The following is a 21,114-nucleotide window of genomic DNA, read 5'->3' as shown; positions in this document are numbered from 1 at the left end:
TCGGGAATCACTTCGGCATTTACTTCCCACCACCCCATTTGAAATATGAAGCAAGGCATACCCCAAACCAGACAGGGACCGCATAGGCTAAAAATCCAGGAAACACGCCGGAAATATCAGCCCAGCCAAAATGCCACGTGTCATATTTAAAATACAGGGCTATAGCCCCTAAAAAATTTGATAAGACCCCGCCAAAGAAAAACAAAACAATCAAATAGACTAAAAATAGTACATAAGCTTGAAACCTCGACTTGGGCTTCATTACTTGCTATCTCCTATTGATCCTATTTTGCCACCTGTAGCTTCGGAAATCTGAGAACCCAAAGAGGCACCTACAACTTCAGAATTACTTCCGAGATAGGGCTTCAATTTACCAGTTACGACTTGTCCAGTTTTCAAGCCCACAGCACCACCAATGGCCGCACCTAAAACTGGATACATTGAACTATCACCTTTAATCAAGCCCCCTAAGAATGCCCCTGCCGTGCCTGCACCAATAGTAAATGCGACCCCACGACCTTGAGTTGCACCACCCACAGTGGTAGCAATGGCGGCGTCCACATAACTAAACGGTTTATCCGTGGTCAATTGATAGCTGATGTTAGCACCACCGCCAATGGCACCGCCCATCGCTGCGCCAGCAAGTCCTGCCGGGGGCGATATAGTCGCGCCCAACACAGCTGGAGTATACACCCAACCAGCTACATAATCATGACCTGGGCCTTTGTACCCATCGCTTCTAGCCAAGGACTGGAGCGCATCAGAAATCTGGTCGGGTGTCTTGCCTTGCTCAGCCATATATGTTCCTAAGCTAGCAGCTTCTGCCCCCCAATTTCCCCTTGGATGTAAAAAGTCATTATAGCGCTGAGCGTTTCCAGCCACCCAACTGGCGGTTTCAGGGTTTCCATTACCCAAGGCTCCTGCCAAAACCCCAATAATCTGGGCGGTCGCCACCTTGAACTGGTCGTCCGTAGCAAACCGTGAATCGAGATACTTGCCTAGACCTGCACTTGTAGCCGCCGTGAGACCCTGCGCTGCAGCACCTGCCAGTGCCCCTGTTTTGAAGTCTCCTCCCTTGGCGGACGACAGCGCTCCACCCAAGACTGCGTGCATTAGGATTTTTTGTGCAGAGCCAGGACTGACGTTGAGATAATCAGCTAAATCGCCGACCTGTTTATTACCGAAGGCCGCCGCCAAATCCAATCCTTCAGACACAGCAGCAGCTCCAAGATTATCTTTGAAGCTGCCTCCATTTATCGCTGTGTTCACACTGCCAGCGACAAAAGCATGTGTGCTGCTACGAAGGATGTTCTGGCTGACCGAATTCCAATCCAACATACCAGAGCTATACCCTGGATTATTAATGCCATTGGCACTCAGAACCAACGGGCCATCAGGATTCCACCCCGCAACTGCTGTGTCTATTCCACTCAAGATTCCGCTTGTCACCATCTGCGTAGCGTATCCCTTTATAGCCTTGCTGCTGGTTGCCGCTTTTAGGCCAGCACCGATGTCTCCACCACCGTTTATGGACCCAAAAGGGGACAGATTTATTTCCCCTACTCTAATCTCGACCCACCTACATGACAGCTAGCTCCCTTCGCTGCCAGGAGCCGGAATTAGAGCAGGGAAAATAAATCTGTCCCTTTTCCTCACTTTCCTAAATGTCGCTTTTGCACCAACTAATCAGCGTCCAACTTCACCAACAAGCTCGCGACTTCAGATCTAAGCATTTCACCGTCAAATTCATACTCCTCCCTTGACTCGTCTGGCTCATACATATCTGCGGCACAAAAAATACTGGACAAACACTCGTTCAACGAAGGTTCATCGAGCTGAAGGATATTTCTATCTCGCTCAATTTTCCAAAGCTCGATATATGCCTCCGAAAAAACTTCAGCTGCCAGCCTTCCCGCCACGAACGATCTTGCAAACTCCAAGATAGTGTAACTCATCGCAGCACTCCGTTTTTAATAAAATTATCAAATTGCTGAGTTCCAGGCGACAACTTAAATCCCGTCACGAAATTCCCTGCTGCATCAAGCACAACAGCGTTGTTGGTGGTCGAATTAAAATACACTTTTGAGTCTTTTACAAAGCCGTATGTACCTTGCTGGGTCGTAGAAGTCGATGCCATGTGAGTTTTTATTGCTGACTCATACTGAGCAAGTGTTTCAGGGTTTTTCTTTGTAGTCACCACGCCAAAATCAGAGGCATGTTTGAATTTTTTATCGAGCTGCTTCTGGGTAACCCCGGTTAAGGCCTCAGCAACACTGTTACCTTTTGCACCACCATTCAGCAAACCCGGTCCGAACTTCGCCTCGAGCGCGGCCAGCGCTTCCTTAGCGAAAAAGGGGACAGATTTATTTTCCCTGCTCTAATCTCGCCCTACCTACATGAAGGCTAGGTCCGTTCGCCGCCAGGAACCGAAATTAGAGTAGGAAAAATAAATCTGTCCCCTTTTCCTATTTAGTTTCATACGCGGAAATAAAACTTCGAGCCGACTTACTACCAGCCGATTTTCCGGCCGCAATCAAAGCCATCTCTGATTGCGAAATAAAATTCTCTCTCAGAAAATTGACAAAGCAGCCTTTAACATCCGAACCTCTCAAACCAATAACACCGTATTCTTCATATGCACTTTCAACAGCTATCCAATCGAATTTCGAATTAAAAAAATAGATCGGATAACCTAAGCTATTCTGTAAAATATCCTCAGACTGGCGGCTCGACGACAGCGCAGCACCACAGGCATCTTGACAAATTAAATAGCATGACCCCTCAACAACCTCCACCCCTGAAAACTTGATAAACACATCAGAGGAAAAGCTATAAACGCTATTTTTTACAACACCTGAGAACAGATCAACAAAACTGAGCAAAGGCCGTTCAAAAAACCAAAACCCCCAGTCTTCACCTAAAAAAACATTAGACGGAAGATCAAGTTCAAAATTCAAATAATCTGCTACGTTATTAATCATATTTTTTAATTTGTCCGACGCCACAGCCGAAACATTCATCATCACTCTCCACTAAACCGTATTTTTAGTGATCAGCTTCTTCCCACCCTCAACCGTCAAGGAAGCCGAAGATTGACCGGTAGAAGTCGCAGATGGGTAAAAACGATACGTCTTACTACCATTTGTCAACACCGTAACCGTACCATCCTTAGAAATAATCTTTTTATACCCACTCCAAAAAGGGGACAGGTTTATTTTCCCTGCTCTAATCTCGCCCTATCTACATGAAGGCTAGGTCCGTTCGCCGCCAGGAACCGAAATTAGAGTAGTAAAAATAAATCTGTCCCCTTTTCCGCTCACAGCAGGCAAACTAGATCTGTCCATTTTTCAGTCCCTTTCATGCTTTCCATGCCCCAGATCGATAGTAAAATCAGCTAGTCATTTGGCTCTTAAATGGCATAATCTGACGGTTCGTTGACAACAATCTCACCAGCTTGATTTAGCGAGAACAGTCCACATGCAGCCAGTCATACAACACCCTTGGGATATAACCCCAAGCGAAGCCATAGATCTACAGATACGACTATCTAAACTAGTGGTCAAGCAAGATCATCTTGGGTCGATCTCTAGTATCGCAGGCATTGATGTCGCCTACCACAAAGAGAACGATACACTGATCGCCTCCATTGTTGTGGTTGACGCAGAAAGCCTGGAAATCATCGAAGAGCATGCATGGTCGGGTACGACTTCGTTTCCCTATATTCCTGGTCTTTTTTCGTTTAGAGAGCTGCCTTCAATCGTGAAGCTCTTATCAACTATAACCCACCGACCTGACCTGATCATCTGCGACGGGCAAGGTATAGCTCACCCTCGTCGGTTTGGCTTGGCATCGCACTTGGGGGTACTTTATGACATACCCACTATTGGATGCGGCAAAAGTCGCTTCATCGGTGAATACGCACCTCCCCTTGATGAAAGGGGATGCCAATCAGGCCTGTTCGACGGCGACGAACTAATCGGAGCCGCGCTCAGGACTCAAAAACATGTAAAACCTGTGTTCGTTTCAATCGGCCACCGAATCTCCCTTGAAACTGCCTGTCACTGGGTATTGAATGCAACACGCCACTATCGTCTACCAGAAACGACTCGACTTGCAGATCGATATGGAAGGCAGTTTTACGAACAGAACAAACCGCCCATCAAACTCCCAAGCCAACCAACCGATTATTAAAGTACACATCACATGCCGTGTGAAGCGCCTTGAACTCCGCACACCACTTGCGCCAAAAATCACGCTTCCCCTCATCGTCGGCGACTTTCAACTCTTTCAGTTTATCTAGGATTCTCAAGCAGCCCAAAGTCTCAGGTGAATCGGAGATACGATCCACACACAACTCCTTTACATAGCTTAAATTTTCACCACTTAACAAATACTTAATAGCTGATTCATCAACACCATCCCCACTTAACGATAACCGCGAACCGCATATAAGCTCCAAGAGCTCCTTCTTCTCTCTCAACACAGGGAATCTTATGGAGTTACTAACCGTCGACACCCTCCCGAAATAATCCCCCATTAACGTTAAACGCTGCAATCTACCCATTGAAAAACCCAAAGACATCATGAAGGCATCACGCTTATACAGCATTACATTTATTAAATCGCCGTTCTCATACCACTCATATTGTTGTATGACATCCTCACCTACCTCAAGGGAACGAAGCTGCCCCCCTGAATAATACGTAACTTCCGCAATAACCCAGCCATACTCAAACAGCTGTTCACTGACACAAACCTCACCGGCAAACTCATAAGCAAATCCATTATAGACTTCACCACCCAGAAAAAACTGCTCACCTGTGTAATCACGTTCAGATTCAATTCCGACGCACTCTCCCTCCAAAATAAATTCGCTGCGATAATCACCTATGTAGCAGCCATTGTCGTACAAGCCACCCCACATGAGATCTCCACCCATAAACTCCAATGCCGCCCCAGAGTATGGAGCACCTCGAAAAACCCATGTACCAGCCTCTTCTGTCAGCGCCGATTTTTTTATAATCATCAGTATTCCCTCCCAGTGATTAGATCCACATCCTTAAGTACACCACTGCAAAAATGGGATATGCAAAAAGGAGACAGATTTATTTCCCCTACTCTAATCTCGGCCCACCTACATGACAGCTAGCCCCCTTCGCTGCCAGGAGCCGGAATTAGAGTAGGAAAAATAAATTTGTCCCCTTTTCCGCTCTTTTCCGCTTTTTTCCCTTTTCCGCTTCCTCACGCTCAGGCTTCCTAGCCCTCAAGGTGGTTAGAACAAATTCGACAAACTCGTCGAACCGTTCCTCCTCATTTGGCCAGTTGATTACAACTACAGCTGCCAGAATGTCAGGCAAACCCCATACTCATCGAGAAGATCATCAGCGATCTCAAACTGGAAAACCTTCTCTGGAAAGCAGTCTGACAACGCGCGCTTCCAATACCTAGCGATCTGCTCGGCAAATAAATGACAAAGACGATAATCCTCCTCCGACAGCCCAACCTTAAATACGGGTCGATTCGGCGAATCCTCCCACTTTGAAAAGAACTGATTTATTGAGAAAATGTTTCTGTACCGCTCAACATCTTTACGCGATGTGCTTTGCTCCAACGCACCAGCTTCAGTCTCGACCAGCCCCTTCAAACATTTTTTTTGCGAATCGTATTGCTGTGCATTAGGCAGCCAAAAAACATGACCATCAACCTCAACAAAATCGGGAGAAAGCAAACCCAGAACAGAAATCGCCTGTTCCAATGAAACCAAGTTCCCTACATATGAAAAAAACTCTCCAACGCCAATATCTGAAGCAAATAGATTCAACGAATCTTTAGAAATACAACCTTGATAAGCTTTCATCAATTCAACCCTAAATGTTCAAGAACCGACTGAGGAACATTTCCCTCAAAGGCTTTTGTGTCGTTCCCCTTCTTGGGGAAATATGATCCATTCGGTGCCTGATTCCATTCGACGACCTTAATCCGAGAGCTAGACACATCATACAGTGCCCGTCCCTCAGGGCCATAGACAACAGCATGCCCATTTCCAAGATTGGCGTAAGAATTGGGTGTTTGTCCTTGCAGCGGATACTGAACACCACCACGCGTTCCTGCGACTGTCACATTCGTTTTCGTTAGCCCCTTGGTAAATTCTAAATCAATAATGTTACCGGCAGAGTCCGCAATGAACCGGGGTGTATTAGAAGCGTTCGCTTTCGACGACCCCGACTTAGGCTCCAAGCCCAACACACCCGAGGAGGGGCCTGAACCCGACCGATCTGGACCACTACCCTTGCTACCCCGTCCGGCCAACCCCGTAGCAATCCCTGCCGCACCGGATTCCGCCATGAACGTCTGGTACCAGAAATACTGTGCCTGGCGTTCCTCATCATAGTGGCGATCCTGGATGATGCGCACCATCGCCCGTTCATCGTTTGTCAGCGTCGACAGTTCAGCCAGTGCATCCAGTGCACTCGAGCCCGCCTTGACATCCGTGTATTGATTGCTGCAGTCGCCCTCCCCCTTTGCCTTGCAGCCTTCGAACCATGCGCCGGTCTTGCTTACCCTTATCCCTTCGTACTTATCCAGTACACCGCCGCGGCAGCCCGCAGGGTTCTCGGCGCCCCGGCACCCCACCAACTCTTGCGCGAACTTGTCCACCTCTTCGTGCTTGAGGTAGTTGTTCACCGTCGCTTGTTGGGCGACCCAACCGGCAACCTGCTGGTCCTTGTCGCTTCCTCCGGCTACCGCCGCAACGCTCATCCCCAGTAACTGAGACGTCATGGCCAACAGCTGGTCATGCGCCGCACCGGGGAAAATCTGCTCCCCGTACATCTGGATCAACGCCTTGTTGGCCCCCGCCGCCAACGCCGAGGTCGCGAAGTCCCCGCCGGCCATCTCGCCGATCAAGCCGCCGACAATGGCATGGACAGCGACCCGCGTAGGCAAGCCGGAGCCGACGAGGCTGCTGCCGACCTGGTTGTAGACAGCACCTGTCAACGCATCCGCAGCCAGGCCCAGCGCCGCTTCTCCGACGTTGTCGATGAATTTGCCGCCACTGGCGACCGTCTTGAGCGCCGAACTGACCGCCAGGCGCGTGCCCATCTGGGTGATGAACGACGAATCGGCGACGTAACCACCCACCCCGGCGCTGACACCTGCAATGACATAGTTCTTGAGGCTTTCGCTGGAGGTGACGTCCTTGAATACCGCTCCCAGGTCACCGCGGTTGTTGATGGTGCTGATCGTTGCGCCGCTGGCGGCGGAGGTGGCCACCGCGGTCAGCGCCATGTTCGCCCAGCCCGCCGAGGTTGCCGCAGTTGTCGCGGTCGCCGCCGTGCCAGCCGCCATCGCCGAGCCAGAGCCTGCGGTGGCCCCCGCCGCAGTACCAATCGCGCCGCTGGCCGCGCCGGCAGTCAACACGGTGACGATGATGATGATGGCCAGCATGGCCCCCTGCCCGAGGCCGGAATGGCTGTACTTGAACGACTCATGCAGCTCTTTGACCTGACGCCAGTCCACATCGCCACGCCGTTCGGCGTCCTTCAGCCATGCCAGTTGCGGGTCGGCCGCAACCATCGAGTCGATGGCCTGGCTTACGGTTTTCTGGTCGATCTGGCGGATATCGATCTTCAGGCCATCCACGGCCTTGATCAGCACCTCGCCCTGGGCCACCAGTTGGCTCTGGCGCAGGGTCTCGTCGGTGCTGCCCTTGCCCTTCATGCTGTTCCAGGCAAGGTCACCCTTGGACTTCTCGTGACTCTCCTGATGCATGTCCTTGACCGCTTCGAAGGTCACCGAGCCGCCGCTGTCGATGGTCAGGTCCGCACCGGAGGCGAGTTTCGCGCCCTGGTACAGCTGGTCACCGCCGCTCTCGAGGGTCAGGTCGCCACCACTGGTGATCTCACTGCCCACCGCCTTCACGTCGGTCACTTCATCACGCTGGGTCTTCTTGCTCCCCCAGCCTCCCTTCTTGTTCATGTCATACAGCGAGTACTGGCTGTCGTTGGCAGCCAGCAGCTCGAGCTTGTCGCCGGCCACCAGGTAGGCTTCGTCGCCGGCGCTGGCCTTGCTCGCCACCATGCGCAGGTCGCGCCCGGCGTCGATGGTCAGGTCGCCGCCGGCCTTCACTTCGGCCGACTGCTGCTCGACGTCGTCCTCCTGGCGCTCGTACTTGGTCTTGCCTTTCTTGCCCTTGGCGTAGCTGTGCTCCTCGTTCGCCGCGGCGGCCAGGGTCACGTCGCGCCCGGCCTGCAGGGCCAGGTCGCGGCGGGCCTCGATTTCGCTGGCGACGATGCTCAGGTCCTGGCCGGCCGTGGCGGTGAGGTTGCCGCCGGCCTTCACCTCGCTGCCGTACTGGGTGATGCTGGTGTCGTGGCCGCTGACGCGACGGCGCTGGTACTCGTGGCTGTCGACACCTTCCTGGCTGGCGATGATCAGGTCACGGCCGGCATCCATGTCGATGTTGCCACCGGCCTGCACGGCGCCGCCGACAATGCCGATGTCCTGCCCCGCCGTGATGGTCAGGTTGTTCGCCGCCTCGATGCGCGCGGCGGTGTCGACCAGGTCCTTGGTCACGTGCTCACCGCCCGCGCGGCCTTCCAGGCGGGTGACGCTGCGCTCGTTGATCACGTCGCCGGTCAACGCGGTGAGGCTCACTTGGGACAAACCAAGGACGGCGTTGCCCCAATCATGGGGCAACGCATAGCTGGTCACTGCAAGAACATATCAATGTCATCCAGAGCATCCTCAACCTGCCCTGAGATCGCATGGTCATCTAGATGGCCATGAAGAGCATTGAGCACCTTCTCTTTCTCAAGCTGGCGATGAATTCTTGCTATATGCCCAAGGCAAGTTGCCGCAAGCCCTCTAATTTCGGGGTTTTCGTTGTTGAGAAACTCTAAGCATTTGCTCTGCACCCACTTCCAATCTGACTCATAAAAGGCAATGGACACCAATGCCTCGCAAATACACTTAACCTCAGTCGAGGCAAAGGCTTCCTCAGCAGCTTGCTTACTCATGCGCTGGGAGTCCTGATAGCTCATCATTGCTTTTCTCCAACAAGAATGTTGACTTTGCGATCGGCCATGCCAGCCTGTTGCAAGGCCTTTTGCATATCTGGATGCATGCGAAAAAAGGGGACAGATTTATTTCCCCCACCCTAATCTCGGCCTACCTACATGACAGCTAGATCCCTTCGCTGCCAGGAGCTGGAATTAGAGTAGGAAAAATAAATCTGTCCCCTTTTCCGGTGGGTCTATCTGCTGGCACACAACCTGATCCGAATGCTCATGTCACAATCGGCGTTAATGGCCGACTGCTTGCCACGCGAACTGAGTTTCAAGCACAGCCTCCAGCTATGGCTGGCGCTACGACAGCGCAGCTACGGCGAGGGGGAGGATCGGTTGGCAGATTTGCTGATGCTGATTGCTCAAAGGCGTGTAGGCAACCGGCCTGGTCGTGTCGAGCCTCGGGCGATAAAGCGAAGGCCCCAGGCCTACCCCTTGCTGACCAAACCACGTCGATCAGCAAGGGCAGATATCAGGAAACATGGGCATCCGAAGCATGTTAAGTAAGTGCCATTCAAATCTGCCCCCTTTTTTTCGTCCCCTTTTTTCCCTTTTAGAACAGGGAGCTTAACTATCTCTTTTGCACCAACAGAAACTCAAAAATTAAGTATTACCTACATAAACTGCCCCGCCCGACAACTCCATAACCCAAGGTTCGGTTGATGACGAACAAAACACATTCAACACACGACCGTCAGATAATTTAAAGCATGGATCAATTGGCTGATCATCAATTAGCCAACTCACCTCAAGAACGGATAAATTCAACAATCCAGAAACAAGATCGCTAGCGTCATTATCCCAACAAGCAAACAGCAAATCCCCATCCTTTGACACACGCCATGCACTCTCAGTCTGAAAGCTCCAACCCAACGAGAAAAGCATAAGCTTATCGCCATCCCATAATACTCTTTCAATCTTTATTGGCAACAAAATAGCCACAGCCTGCAAAAATTTATTCATTGCTTATTCCACTTGCTCAATATGCGTACGTTCTCTTATCCATTGCTTTCGCTCCGCCTTTGATAAACCCTGCGGGGGGTGCGGCGGCTTTCCTGTAGTAGGGTCCACAGGTCCACCATTGGAGTTCTCAAATGATGCGCGCCGGGGACTTCGGCCATCTGCCTGCATCACCCGAACTCGCGAACCATCAGGCAAGATGTACTGAGTTCCAACCACATTTCCGCTGGTTGGAGAAACCACTGGTTTTGTTGGATACCCTGCCGCTTCAAAGTCAGCAATCATCTTAGACTGACTTTTAGAAAGATTCACTCCAGAGACATGACTTACTGATCCCTCATTTGCTTTTGCACCAACAGGAATATCACATGGCCCACCAGTATTGTGTACCCATGTCCTAAGATCCCCCACATAGAACGTATGCCCCATATCCACCGTCAGGTTAAACGTCTTCCCAACCGGCTTGTACAACCGCGCCGAGACCACCCGAGTCGACGTCCCTTCACCCTCTCCATCTGCCAGCGACTGCAACAGATCCCCCTGCTGTAGCTCGCCCATCTGCACAAAATCACGCTTGGCAGGTACATAGAACGGGTGGCTCGGTGTCACCAACAATGTTTCCGATCTTACCGCGCCATCGGTACGGGTGCTCTCCAGGGCCAGGCGATAAATCGGCTGGTCATCCCGCTCATGGGTCGCGGTGATCGCCGCGGCAAACGGCTTGCCGCCGTGCTCTGGCTTGGTCCAAACCAAATCGCCGACCTTGAGCGTTTCAATCGCCCGGTCGCCATCCGGCGTTGCCACCAGGGTGCCGGCTGCGAAACAACGCGGGCATGGCGGGACCTTCGCGCCCTCGCCCGGGCTGACCTTACCCTCTCCAGCTTTACCTTTGCCGCCCCCCGTCGCAGCGACTACGCCTCGGCCACCGGCCATGATGGCCAGCGCCCCGGTCGTACCCAGTTCGGTGATCAGCGTAGCCTTTTCTTTGATCGTCAACTTACGACCAGCGGCATTGTCCAGCCATGATGTTTCCGTATCCCATCGCTGAAGCCCGGCTTGCTCCGCAGGCGTCAACCAGCCTTCCTTGATGAGTTTCGCGGTGAACAGGTCCTTATCGGGCACAAACAAGCCGCCGGTACCGGCAGGGTTCATCGACGGCATCAGGTGTTGCCCTGGGCTGCCATTGAGCAGACCGACGGTGTCGTATCCCTGGCTCTTAAAGAACGCAATCAGTTCCTTGGCAACTGGGCTGTCGATGACAACCGCGCTGTCGACCAGCCCCTGCGCGCATGCGCGCGTCTTGCAATCGTCCATCGCCTTCGAGCGGGCGATGGAGATGCTTTCGTATCGATCGAGGATGTCCTGGATCCTGCCCGCCGTGCACTGCTTGGTTGCCCGACATGCCTTCAACTCACCGAGCATGCGCTCCGCAGTCGGGTGATCGAGGTTGTTATATTGGGTTGCGTTCTGCGCCACCCAGCCTGCCACCTGCTGCCCTTTCTCATCGGCCCCCAAACCTGCGGCCACGGTCAGCCCCAGCAACTGCGAGGTCATGGTCAGCAGTTGCTCATGCGACTCCCCGGGGAAAATGTGCTCACCAACGGTGGCGACAAAGGCTTCGTTCGCACCTGCCGCAATCGCCCCCGTGCGGAAATCACCACCCGCGGCCTCGGCGATCAGACCACCGACCAAGGCGTGCGCCACTGTCTTGGTCGGCAGCCCTTCGAAGTACAGCTTGTCACCCAGTCGCTTGTAGATGGCCGCCGACAACGCATTGCCCACGAAGGTCTTGCCTGCATCGGTCAGGTTGCTACCCAGGCTGCTCCCTTCCAGCGCGGATTTGGCCACAGCGCCGATTGCTGCCTGCGAGCCGGTGTAACCGGCAAACTTGCCGAAGCCCGACAGCTTGCTCAGATCGAAGCCAAAGGTAGGCTTGTTCAGGTCATCGGCGGAAATGCCAAACGCATCATTGAGATAGGCAGCGGTAACCCCGGCAGTAATTGCGCCTGTGGCATACCCCTTAAGGCTGCTCGATGAGGTCACATCCTTGAATACCGCCCCAAGGTTGCCCCGGTTGTTGATACCGCTCACAACGGCGTTGTTGGTGGCCGCTGTGGCAATGCTGCTCAACGCGACGTTTGCCCAACCGGCTGAAACTGTCGAACCGACCACCGCGCCATTGGCCACGGCAGTGGCGGTCGCGGTTCCGCTTGCAGCCAAAGCCGAGCCGGAACCTGCCACGGCACCTGTGGCATTGCCAATCATTGTGCCGGCCGCCCCGGCCGTCAGGTAGGTGACGATGATGGCAATAACGATCTGCGCCCCAGCCCCAAGCCCGGAATGGCTGTACTTGAAGGAATCATGCACTTCCTTCACCTGCCGCCAGTCCACATCCCCGCGCTTCTCGACTTCCTTCAGCCAAGCCAGCTGTGGATCGGCCGCGACCATGGCGTCGATGCTCTGGCTGATGGTCGCCTGGTCGACATGTTTCACATCGACCTTCAAGCCATCCACCGCCTTGATCACCAGGTCGCCCTTGGCCGTCAATTGGCTCTGGCGCAAGGTCTCGTCGGTGCTGCCCTTGCCCTTCATGCTGTTCCAGGCAAGGTCACCCTTGCTCTTCTCGTGACTCTCCTGATGCATGTCCTTGACCGCTTCGAAGGTCACCGAACCGCCGCTGTCGATGGTCAGGTCCGCACCGGAGGCGAGTTTCGCGCCCTGGTACAGCTGGTCACCGCCGCTCTCGAGGGTCAGGTTGCCACCACTGGTGATCTCGCTCCCCACCGCCTTGACGTCGGTCACTTCATCACGCTGGGTCTTCTTGCTCCCCCAAGCACCCTTCTTGTTCATGTCATACAGCGAGTACTGGCTGTCGTTGGCGGCCAGCAGCTCGAGCTTGTCGCCGGCCACCAGGTAGGCTTCGTCGCCGGCGCTGGCCTTGCTCGCCACCATGCGCAGGTCGCGCCCGGCGTCGATGGTCAGGTCGCCGCCGGCCTTCACTTCGGCCGACTGCTGCTCGACGTCGTCTTCCTGGCGCTCGTACTTGGTCTTGCCTTTCTTGCCCTTGGCGTAGCTGTGCTCCTCGTTCGCCGCGGCGGCCAGGGTCACGTCGCGCCCGGCCTGCAGGGCCAGGTCGCGGCGGGCCTCGATTTCGCTGGCGACGATGCTCAGGTCCTGGCCGGCCGTGGCGGTGAGGTTGCCGCCGGCCTTCACCTCGCTGCCGTACTGGGTGATGCTGGTGTCGTGGCCACTGACGCGGCGGCGCTGGTACTCGTGGCTGTCGACACCTTCCTGGCTGGCGATGATCAGGTCACGGCCGGCATCCATGTCGATGTTGCCACCGGCCTGCACGGCGCCGCCGACAATGCCGATGTCCTGCCCCGCCGTGATCGTCAGGTTGTTCGCCGCCTCGATGCGCGCGGCGGTGTCAACCAGGTCCTTGGTCACGTGCTCACCGCCCGCGCGGCCTTCCAGGCGGGTGACGCTGCGTTCGTTGATCACGTCGCCGGTCAACGCGGTGAGGCTGACTTCACGCCCGGCGATGATCCCGCCCTGGGCGTTGCGGATCGACTCGGTGGCCAGCATGTCCAGGCGCCCGCCCGCTTCCATCAACCCGGCGTTGCCGATGTTGGTGGCGCTGACGGCGAGGTTGTTGGTGGCGCGCAAGGTGCCGACGTTGACCAGCTCGCCGCCGCTGATCAAGTTGACGTCGCGGCCCTGGATCAACGCGCCGTTGGGGGCCACGCGGCCGTTGGCGTGGGCCAGGTACAGCACCGGGGCCAGCACCGTCTCGCCGTTGACCTCGATGTTTTCCATCCACACGATGTCGTGGGTCAGCGCCGCCACCTGCTCGGCGCTGAGCGACACGCCCACGCTCAGCGACAGCTTGTCCTTGCTGGCGATGGCGTTGTCCATCAGGTAGCGGAACAGCGTCTCGTCGCTGGTCATGCCGTCGATGTAGCGCTGGCCGGTACGGGCCACCACCGCCTCGCGGATCAGGCGCTGCTCGTAGAGGCCGTCGCCCAGGCGCTTGATGGCCTGGTCGGGCTTGATATTGAGCTGGCCAAGCATGTAGTCGGAGCTGAGGAACTGCTTGAGGTCGGTCAGGACCGGGTTGGTCTCTACCAGGTACTTGTGCGAGACGCTCGGCACGCTGCGCTCAGGTACGCCCTGGACCAGCTTGACGCCAGCGGCCAAACCGCCCAGCGCCACGCCGGAGCCGGCCACGGCGCCTTGGGCAGACGCCGCGCTGTCGGCACCGAGCGCCGACGCCGCGCGGCTGTCGGCGCTGGCCGCAGTGGCCAGCGGTGCGATGAAGGTGCCGCTGCCGGCCTGGGTGCGGTCAGCGGTTGCGCCCAGGGCGTCACCGCTGACCGCGGCCTGGCCGGCCTGGCTGCTGATGCGGAATAGACCGTTGTTGCCCTGGGGCAGGCTGAAGCTGGGCAGGGTCACCGGGTTGACCTGGCGCTGGGCCAGGTCCGGCGGCAACTGCGGGTTGAGCGCGCGCACCTGGGTCTGCGCCTGGCGCGCATCGGCCGTGGCATCGCCACGGGCGTTGATGGTGCCGGCACCGGCCTGGTTGACGCGCACCACGCTGTTGTCGATGCGCTGGGTGGCGTTGATGGTCACCGCGCCGGCCGACTGCACCACCGCCGGGGCGACCACGGCGCCGGCAATCGGCGTCTTGTTGTCGATGACGTCATAGATGCTGGCATACGGATAGCCAGACGCGGCCATCACCTGGTCCAGGGTCAGCGAACCCGGGTTCTGGTTGAACTGGTTCTTGGCGTTGATGAACGCGTTGTACTGGCCGCGATCACGGGTGTACATGCTGGCGGTGAGGTTGCGCTGCTCGCCGCCACCGGCGCCCTTGTTCTCGAACACGGCCGTATTGATGGCGATATCGCCGCCCGCGGAGACACTGCTGTAGTGGTTGCGGAACGCGTCACCGGCAAAGGTCAGCTTGCCGCCGCTGGTGATGAAGGCCGTGGGGCTGTCCTGGTCGATGACATCCTGCCAGCTCTCGGTGGCCGAGAAGTACAGCTCGCAGCCCTTGCCCTTGCAGCGGTCATCGGAATACACGTTGACGTAGCCGGCGACCAGCTTCTGCTTCGAAGTCAGGTGTTCCTTGCGGTTGAGCAAGGTGTCCACCGCCAGGGTCATGCTGCCGGCGCTTTCCATGCTGGCGGAGATATTGTCCAGCAACGCGGCGCGGGCGCTGCCGTTGCCGGCCAGGTCCAGGCCGCCGAGGCTGTAGATGTCGCCGTAGTAGTTGCTCAGGCTGCCCACGCGCAGGGTCATGTCGTTGCCGCTGAACACCAGGCCGCGCTGGTTGCTCAGGGTATTGGCGGCAAGTGTCACTGCCGCGGCGCCGCCGAGGGTGCCGCGGTTTTCCAGGCTGGCGGCGTTGACCGTAAGGCCACCGAGGGCGGTCAGGCGACCGTCGTTGCTCAGCAGGTTGCGGGCGGTCACCACGCTGCCCGCGCCGCCGGCCAGACTGGCGGCACTGGACAGGCGGATATCGGTGGCGCTCAGCCCCAGGCTGCCGAGGCTGCTCAGGCGGCCGTTGCCGTCGTAGTTGCCGGTGAGGTCGAGTTGCAGGCTGCCATCGCTGGCCAGCAGGCCATGGTTGGTCCAGTCGCCACCGCGGCCCTTGAAGCTCTCGACCGCCAGCAGCTTGCCGCTGGCCGTCTGCACGAAGCGGCCGATGTCCAGCTCCAGGCGCCGGGCCTGCAGCACGCTGTCGTTGGTCCAGCTGGCGGCGCCGATGCTCAGCAGGCCATCGGTATGCAGCACGCCGCCGGCCTGGGTGACTTTGTCCGAGGCCAGGCCGAAGGTGCCAAGGCCGGTGTGCAGCAGTTGCCCGCCGCTGTTGCTCAGGCCGCCGATCTGCAGGTCGAGGTCGTGGTTGGCGGTGGCCAGCACGCCGTTGTCGTTGAGCAGGTTGCCCGTGACGATGAAGCGGCTGGTGCCGGTCTTGCCGAGGGCGCGCAGGTTGCCCGTGCGGTTGTCGAGCTCGCTGGCGCGCAGCTGCAGGTCGCTCTCGCTTTCCAGCTGGCCGAGGCCGTTGTACAACGCACCGCTCAAGCCGAAGTCGATGCGTCCGGCGCCGATCTTGCCGCCCTGGTTGAGCAGTTGCTGGCCCTGCAGGTGCAGCAGCCCGGCGGCGTACAGGCCGCCGCCCTGGTTGTCGAACTCGGCGGTGACGAGCTGATTGTCGCCACCCAGGGCCGAGAGGTAGCCGCCCTGGTTGTTCACCCGGGTGTCGGCCTGGATGTCCACCGACTGCGCCTGGGTGGTGCCGCCGCCGTTGTCGAACAGGCCGCTGAAGACGCCCTTGAACAAGCCTTTGGCCGCGCTGAGCATGCCGCTGCCGCTGTTGTCGAGGCTCGCGGCGTGCAGCTCGAGGCCGCCGGCCTGGCTCTCCAGGCGCCCGCCGTGGTTGTTCAGGGCCTTGTCCAGGCGCACTTCGATGGCGCCCTGGCTCTTCAGCGTACCGGCCTGGTTGTCCAGGGCATTGGCGTGGATGTCGAGCTTGCCGTGTTCGCTGAACAGCAGGCCATCCTGGCCGTTGAGCAGGTCACCGTCCAGGCGCAGTACCAGGTTCTGCTGGCTGGCCAGGTTGCCGCCGCGGCTGTTGTCCAGCGTCGTCGCGTCGACGCGCAACAGGCCGTGGCTGATCAGCTTGCCGCCGTTGTTGGCGACACTGCCGGTCTTGAGCAACAGGTCGGCGCCACTGACCAGGCGCGCGCCGTCGCTGTTGAGCAGCGCCTCGGCCAAGGTCAGGTCAAGCAGCGCGCGGCTGGTCAGCTGGCCCTTGGCGTTTTCCAGGCGCTTGCCAGTGACGGTGATCACCTGGCCGTTGATCTGTCCGCCCTGGTTGTCGATGACGGTGTCGTCCTGGTCGAACGCCAGGTCGCCGGTGGCGGAAACGAGGCCGCCGCCGCTGTTGTCGAGCCGCTCAGCGACACTGAGGGTGATGGCCTGTTCGGAAGAAATGATGCCCTTGCGGTTGTGCAAGTTGGCTGCGGTGATCTGCTGGCTACCCTTGCTGACCAGGGCGCCCAGTTCGCGGTTGTCGAGGGTACCGTCCAGGGTCACGGTGAGGTCGCCGTCCTTGCTGGACAGGGTGCCTTCGCCGCTGTTGTTCAGGTCGGTCCCCTTGGCCAGCAGGCCCTGCGCGCCGGAAATCAGGCCCTTGCCGCTGTTGTCCAGCAGTGGCGCCTCCACGGTCAGCCGGCCATCGCTGAGGATACGGCCCTGCTGGTTGTCGATGCGCTGGGCGAGCAGGCTGTAGGATTGCTGGCTGGTGACTTCGCCGGCGCTGTTGTCGAGCTTGCCCAGGTGCTGGATGTTCAGTGGGCCGTTGGCGCTGATCAGGCCGCCCTGGTTCAGCAGGTCGCCGCCGTTCAGGTCAAGGTCGAGCTTCTGTTCGCCGATCAGCCGCCCCTGGCGCTGGATCAGCTCGCTGACCCGCAGCAGCAGGTCGCCCTTGGCGGAAATTTCACCGCCCTGGCTGGAATCGACCTGCCCCGCCACCAGCGTCAACGCGCCATCGCTGTGGATCCGGCCGCCGCGCAGCAAGGCATCGGCGCCGTTGCGCAGCTCGCCGGTGGTCAACTTCATGGCCTGCTTGCTGCTCAAGGCACCGCCACGGTTGTCGAGCGCGGCGCTGTCGACGGTCATCGCCGCCTGGCTGATGAGCTGGCCGCCCTGGTGGTTGTCCAGCTGGCCGGTGGTGACGGTCACGCCGGTGTTGCCCGACAGCAGGCCGCGCTCGCTGTTGAGCAAGCCGGCGCTGGTCACGGTCAACGCACCGACGGCGGACAGGATGCCCTGGTCGTGGTTGTCGAGCTGCTCGTCGATTGTTGCCTTGAGGGCCTGGCCGCTGGCCAGGCTGCCGCCGCTGAAGTTGTCTAGGCTGACGGCCGCGACCTCGAGGTCGTGGCTGGCCGACAACACCCCCTTCAGGCTGTTGTCGAGGACGCCGGCGATGCGCAGGGTCAGGTCCTGGCTGCTGACCACTCGCCCACCCCGGTTGTCGAGGCGGCTGGCGACCAGGCTGAAACCACGGCTGCTGGAAATCTCCCCGGCATCGCGGTTATCGACCACGCCGATCTGGCGCAACAACAGGCTGCCCGGCGAGCGCAGCAGGCCGTGATCACGGTTCACCAACTGGCCGTGCTGCAGGTCGAGGTCGATGCCGGTCTCGCTGACCAGTTGCCCGTGGTCATGCTGGTCGAGGCCGGTCAGCGTGGCGTCGATCTGGCCGGCGGCGCTGATGCGGCCATAGCCGTAGTTGTCGAGCTGGGTACCGACCAGCAGCAGGCTGCCGGCACCGATGTTGCCCTTGGCGCTGTTGTCGATGGCGCCGCTGCGCAGCTCGGCGTGCTCCTGGGCGCTGATGATGCCGAGGTGGCTGTTGTCCAGGCGACCGGCCTTGAGCAGCAGCCCGGTATTGGTCACCAGGGTGCCGCCCTGGTTGTCCAGCAGCCCTTGGCTGGTCAGGTCCAGGGCCGCGATGGCCGAGACCTTGCCGCCCTGGCGGTTGAGCAGCGTGCCGGCATTCAGGGTGACGCTGGCGTCACTGACGATCAGGCCCGCGTCGCTGTTGTCCAGCTTGCCGTCCAGGGTCACGTCGATGTGCTGGTGGCTGCTCAGCTTGCCGCCGTTGTTGAGCAGCTCGGTGCCTTGTAGGCTCAGGCGGTCATGGCCACTGAGCAGGCCCTTGTTCTGGTTGAGCAGGCGCTGCACGGTGAGGGTCAGGCCACGGTCGCCGATGACCTTGCCACCCTGGTTGTCCAGCAATTCGCTGGCATTGAGGATGACCTTGCCGGCGCTGGAAATCTCACCCTGCTGGTTGAGGATGCGCGCCGCGCTGATGTCGGCCACGCTGGTCGCGCCAATCTTGCCGCCCTGCTGGTTGTCGATCATGTCGGCGGTGAGCAGCAGGCTGCCCAGGCTGGTCAACCTGCCGCCTTGATGGTTCAAGGTGCCCAGGTGGGCCTCGAGGTCGCCCTTGGCGGTGATGTTGCCCAGGCGCTCGTTGTCGACCTTGCCGGCGATCAGGTCGAGGCGACCATCGCTCTGCAGGTGGCCGGCATCGCTGTTGGCCAGGCTCTCGACGTCGATAAGGGCCTTGCCCTTGGTAGTCGCCGCGCCCTTGTCACGGTTGTCGAAATGCCCGCCGGTGACGGTCAGCGAGCGGTCGGCGAGGACCAGGCCGCCGCGGTTGTCGAGGCGCTTTCCATCCAAGGTCAGGTCGCCGAGGCTCGACAGCAGGCCGTTGTCACGGTTGTCCAGGGTCGCCACCTTGACGCCCAGTGTGCCGTCGCTGCGCAGGTTGCCCTTGCCGCTGTTGTCCAGGCCCACGGCCTTGAGGTCGAGCAGGCGCTTGGCCGAAACCACGCCGAGACGGTTGTCGATGTCGGCGCTGGCGTTTATCAGCACATCGCCGCCGAGCAACTGGCCGCCACCGTTGAGCAGGCCGGCGGTGGTGATGTCCAGGCGGTCGGCACTGAGCTTGCCGCCGCCCTGGTTGTCCAGCAGCACGTGGGTGGTCAGCTTGGCCTGCCGGTCGCTGCCGACCAGGCCTTGGTCACGGTTGTCCAACCGGGTGGCGGTGACCTGCAGGCCGCCCTGGCCCACCAGGCGGCCGCCACGGTTGTCGAGGGTGGTGCCGACGTCCACCACGGCCTTGCCCTTGCCTTGCAGCAGGCCCTGGTCACGGTTGTCGATCGCGTTGGCATTGACCGTCAGGATGTCGTCGGCCAGTGCCTGGCCTTTGCGGTTGTCCAGCTGGCCAGCCGTCAGGGTGGTGACTTGGCCCTTGAAGGTGCCGCCCTGGTTGTCGAGGGTGGTACTGCCGGTGGCATTCAGGGTGCGATTGGCCACCACGCTGCCACGGTTGCGCAGGGTCTGGCCCGTGAGGGTCACGTCGCCGTGGGCATTGCGGGCGTTGTCGGGTTCCACGCCGGCTTCGATGATGCCCTGGTTGTCGATCCGCGCGCCGGTCACGGTGATGCTGTCCTTGGCGGCGAGGCTTTGGCCGACCGTTACCTCGTCACGCACGCGCAGGGTGGCACTGCCGGCGGCATAGGTCTTGCCGGTCAGCTCGGCGCTCTGCGCGGCGACCGTCAGGTTGCCGGCACTGGACGTCTGCGCCAGGGTCACCTTGCCGTTGGCGTCCACCTGGATGTCGCCGGTGGTGGCGGCCATGTTGCCGGCCAGCTTGACGCCCACGCCCTGCTCGGTGCCGACCAGGCGAATGGTGTTTGCATACATGCCACCCAGCGCCGAGCTGTCGATGGCCAGCAGCGGCTTGTCGCCGCCCTCGTCGGCACGCGGCGTGGCCTGCAGGGTGTCAGCCTTGACGTCGTTGCGCCCGGTGACGATGTTCAGCTGCTTGGCGTGCAGTTCGGTGTTGAGCTTGGCGCTGCGGGTGATCAGGTCGAACTGGTCGAGGTTGGTGGCATTGAGCGCATCGCCTTCGATGGCGATGTCGCCGCCGTCGACCTGGAAGCGGTCGAGGCGCTCGCCGTCCATGATCGGCTTGCCGGTGGTGAGGGTCGCCCGCGGCGTGTTGATGAAGCCGCAGCCCTTGCAGGTGATGCCATGGGGGTTGGCGACGATGACCCGGGCCGCCTGCCCCGCCACCTCGGTGTAGCCCTGCAGGGTACTGCGGTTGCCGCCGGTGACCTGGTTGAGAATCACCTGGGCCGCCTGGCCCCTGAGGTTGGGGTTGCCGACAATGATGCCACCCAGCTGGGTCGACTGGGTCTTGCTGGTGGCGTTGTTGAGGATCAGCCCGTTGCTGCCGACGTTGTAGTCGCGGAAGGTGTTGGTCGACAGGCCGCTGCCATTGGGCGTGGCGATATTGACGATCGGCACGCCGTTGCCGGCCTGCTTGAGGCTGGTATTGGCGTTGGCCGCCGCATCGACGGTCAACTGCGCGGCCGTGGCGACGATGGGGTTGAGGAACAGCACCCCCGCGACGATCAGGGCGATGCATTGGTTCAGTGGGGTGCGGATATCCATGTCGAACGAGCTCCAGGCGGGGGCGGCGGTGTCACGGGCAAAGGGTGGGTCG

Annotated in this window: 11 protein-coding genes and 2 pseudogenes; 2 read left to right on the top strand and 11 right to left on the bottom strand. The window is 58.8% G+C overall.

The window, feature by feature from the left end:
• Window positions 1–19: 19 nt before the first annotated feature.
• The 5 genes from KHO27_RS04160 to KHO27_RS04140 form a co-directional block, all read right to left on the bottom strand.
• Complete coding sequence (locus tag KHO27_RS04160) at window positions 20–262, bottom strand: hypothetical protein (RefSeq protein WP_139674997.1); 243 nt, start codon at window positions 260–262, stop codon at window positions 20–22.
• Window positions 262–1,530, bottom strand: coding sequence for a DUF637 domain-containing protein (locus KHO27_RS04155; RefSeq protein ID WP_284731306.1), 1,269 nt, complete (start codon window positions 1,528–1,530; stop codon window positions 262–264). The genes KHO27_RS04160 and KHO27_RS04155 overlap by 1 nt, the downstream gene beginning before the upstream one ends.
• Before the next feature lie 152 nt (window positions 1,531–1,682).
• Window positions 1,683–1,955, bottom strand: a complete 273-nt coding sequence (locus KHO27_RS04150; protein ID WP_139675003.1) for a colicin immunity domain-containing protein — start codon at window positions 1,953–1,955, stop codon at window positions 1,683–1,685.
• Complete coding sequence (locus KHO27_RS04145; RefSeq protein ID WP_250888405.1) at window positions 1,952–2,302, bottom strand: colicin D domain-containing protein; 351 nt, start codon at window positions 2,300–2,302, stop codon at window positions 1,952–1,954. Before KHO27_RS04145 ends, KHO27_RS04150 begins: the two co-directional genes overlap by 4 nt.
• Before the next feature lie 163 nt (window positions 2,303–2,465).
• A complete protein-coding gene (locus tag KHO27_RS04140) occupies window positions 2,466–3,023 on the bottom strand; it encodes a hypothetical protein (protein ID WP_139672589.1) in 558 nt (185 codons plus the stop codon).
• Between the two features lie 454 nt (window positions 3,024–3,477).
• On the opposite strand from KHO27_RS04140, the gene nfi reads away from it, so the two are divergent.
• The gene (gene nfi, locus KHO27_RS04135) at window positions 3,478–4,191 is read left to right on the top strand and encodes a deoxyribonuclease V (protein ID WP_214501256.1); all 714 of its coding nucleotides are present in this window, start codon (window positions 3,478–3,480) and stop codon (window positions 4,189–4,191) included.
• On the opposite strand, the gene KHO27_RS04130 is transcribed toward nfi, so the two are convergent.
• The 4 genes and pseudogenes from KHO27_RS04130 to KHO27_RS04115 all read right to left on the bottom strand — a co-directional run bounded on the left by KHO27_RS04130 (window position 4,160) and on the right by KHO27_RS04115 (window position 9,017).
• Window positions 4,160–5,026, bottom strand: coding sequence for a hypothetical protein (locus tag KHO27_RS04130; RefSeq protein WP_214501255.1), 867 nt, complete (start codon window positions 5,024–5,026; stop codon window positions 4,160–4,162). The genes nfi and KHO27_RS04130 overlap by 32 nt on opposite strands.
• A 306-nt stretch (window positions 5,027–5,332) precedes the next feature.
• Window positions 5,333–5,857, bottom strand: coding sequence for a hypothetical protein (locus KHO27_RS04125; RefSeq protein WP_069017272.1), 525 nt, complete (start codon window positions 5,855–5,857; stop codon window positions 5,333–5,335).
• Window positions 5,857–8,658 (bottom strand): annotated as a pseudogene (locus KHO27_RS04120) (hemagglutinin repeat-containing protein); the annotation flags it as partial. The gene KHO27_RS04125 and the pseudogene KHO27_RS04120, both read right to left, overlap by 1 nt.
• Window positions 8,659–8,708: 50 nt before the next feature.
• On the bottom strand, window positions 8,709–9,017 hold the full coding sequence (locus KHO27_RS04115; RefSeq protein WP_063630093.1) for a hypothetical protein: 309 nt from the start codon (window positions 9,015–9,017) through the stop codon (window positions 8,709–8,711).
• A gap of 231 nt (window positions 9,018–9,248) precedes the next feature.
• Here KHO27_RS04115 and KHO27_RS04110 point away from each other — a divergent pair.
• Window positions 9,249–9,572 (top strand): annotated as a pseudogene (locus KHO27_RS04110) (IS4 family transposase); the annotation flags it as partial.
• A 96-nt stretch (window positions 9,573–9,668) separates the two neighbouring features.
• Here the strand turns inward: KHO27_RS04110 and KHO27_RS04105 are convergent.
• Together KHO27_RS04105 and KHO27_RS04100 are read right to left on the bottom strand one after the other, a co-directional pair.
• The gene (locus KHO27_RS04105) at window positions 9,669–10,028 is read right to left on the bottom strand and encodes a hypothetical protein (RefSeq protein ID WP_214501253.1); all 360 of its coding nucleotides are present in this window, start codon (window positions 10,026–10,028) and stop codon (window positions 9,669–9,671) included.
• Window positions 10,029–10,031: 3 nt separating this feature from the next.
• Window positions 10,032–21,062 (bottom strand): two-partner secretion domain-containing protein, encoded by an 11,031-nt coding sequence (locus KHO27_RS04100; RefSeq protein ID WP_214501252.1) that lies wholly within the window; start codon window positions 21,060–21,062, stop codon window positions 10,032–10,034.
• Window positions 21,063–21,114: the final 52 nt, after the last annotated feature.

This window comes from Pseudomonas sp. RC3H12 (assembly GCF_018596375.1).
Classification (GTDB): domain Bacteria; phylum Pseudomonadota; class Gammaproteobacteria; order Pseudomonadales; family Pseudomonadaceae; genus Aquipseudomonas.
Note: the sequence above shows the minus strand (reverse complement) of the source record. Positions and strands in the feature narration are given on the sequence as shown.

Coding starts and splice junctions, on each gene's coding strand:
- KHO27_RS04160 (WP_139674997.1), bottom strand. CDS start 262: ATGAAGCCCAAGTCGAGGTTTCAAGCTTATGTACTATTTTTAGTCTAT.
- KHO27_RS04150 (WP_139675003.1), bottom strand. CDS start 1,955: ATGAGTTACACTATCTTGGAGTTTGCAAGATCGTTCGTGGCGGGAAGG.
- KHO27_RS04140 (WP_139672589.1), bottom strand. CDS start 3,023: ATGATGAATGTTTCGGCTGTGGCGTCGGACAAATTAAAAAATATGATT.
- nfi (WP_214501256.1), top strand. CDS start 3,478: ATGCAGCCAGTCATACAACACCCTTGGGATATAACCCCAAGCGAAGCC.
- KHO27_RS04130 (WP_214501255.1), bottom strand. CDS start 5,026: ATGATTATAAAAAAATCGGCGCTGACAGAAGAGGCTGGTACATGGGTT.
- KHO27_RS04125 (WP_069017272.1), bottom strand. CDS start 5,857: ATGAAAGCTTATCAAGGTTGTATTTCTAAAGATTCGTTGAATCTATTT.
- KHO27_RS04115 (WP_063630093.1), bottom strand. CDS start 9,017: ATGAGTAAGCAAGCTGCTGAGGAAGCCTTTGCCTCGACTGAGGTTAAG.
- KHO27_RS04105 (WP_214501253.1), bottom strand. CDS start 10,028: ATGAATAAATTTTTGCAGGCTGTGGCTATTTTGTTGCCAATAAAGATT.
- KHO27_RS04100 (WP_214501252.1), bottom strand. CDS start 21,062: ATGGATATCCGCACCCCACTGAACCAATGCATCGCCCTGATCGTCGCG.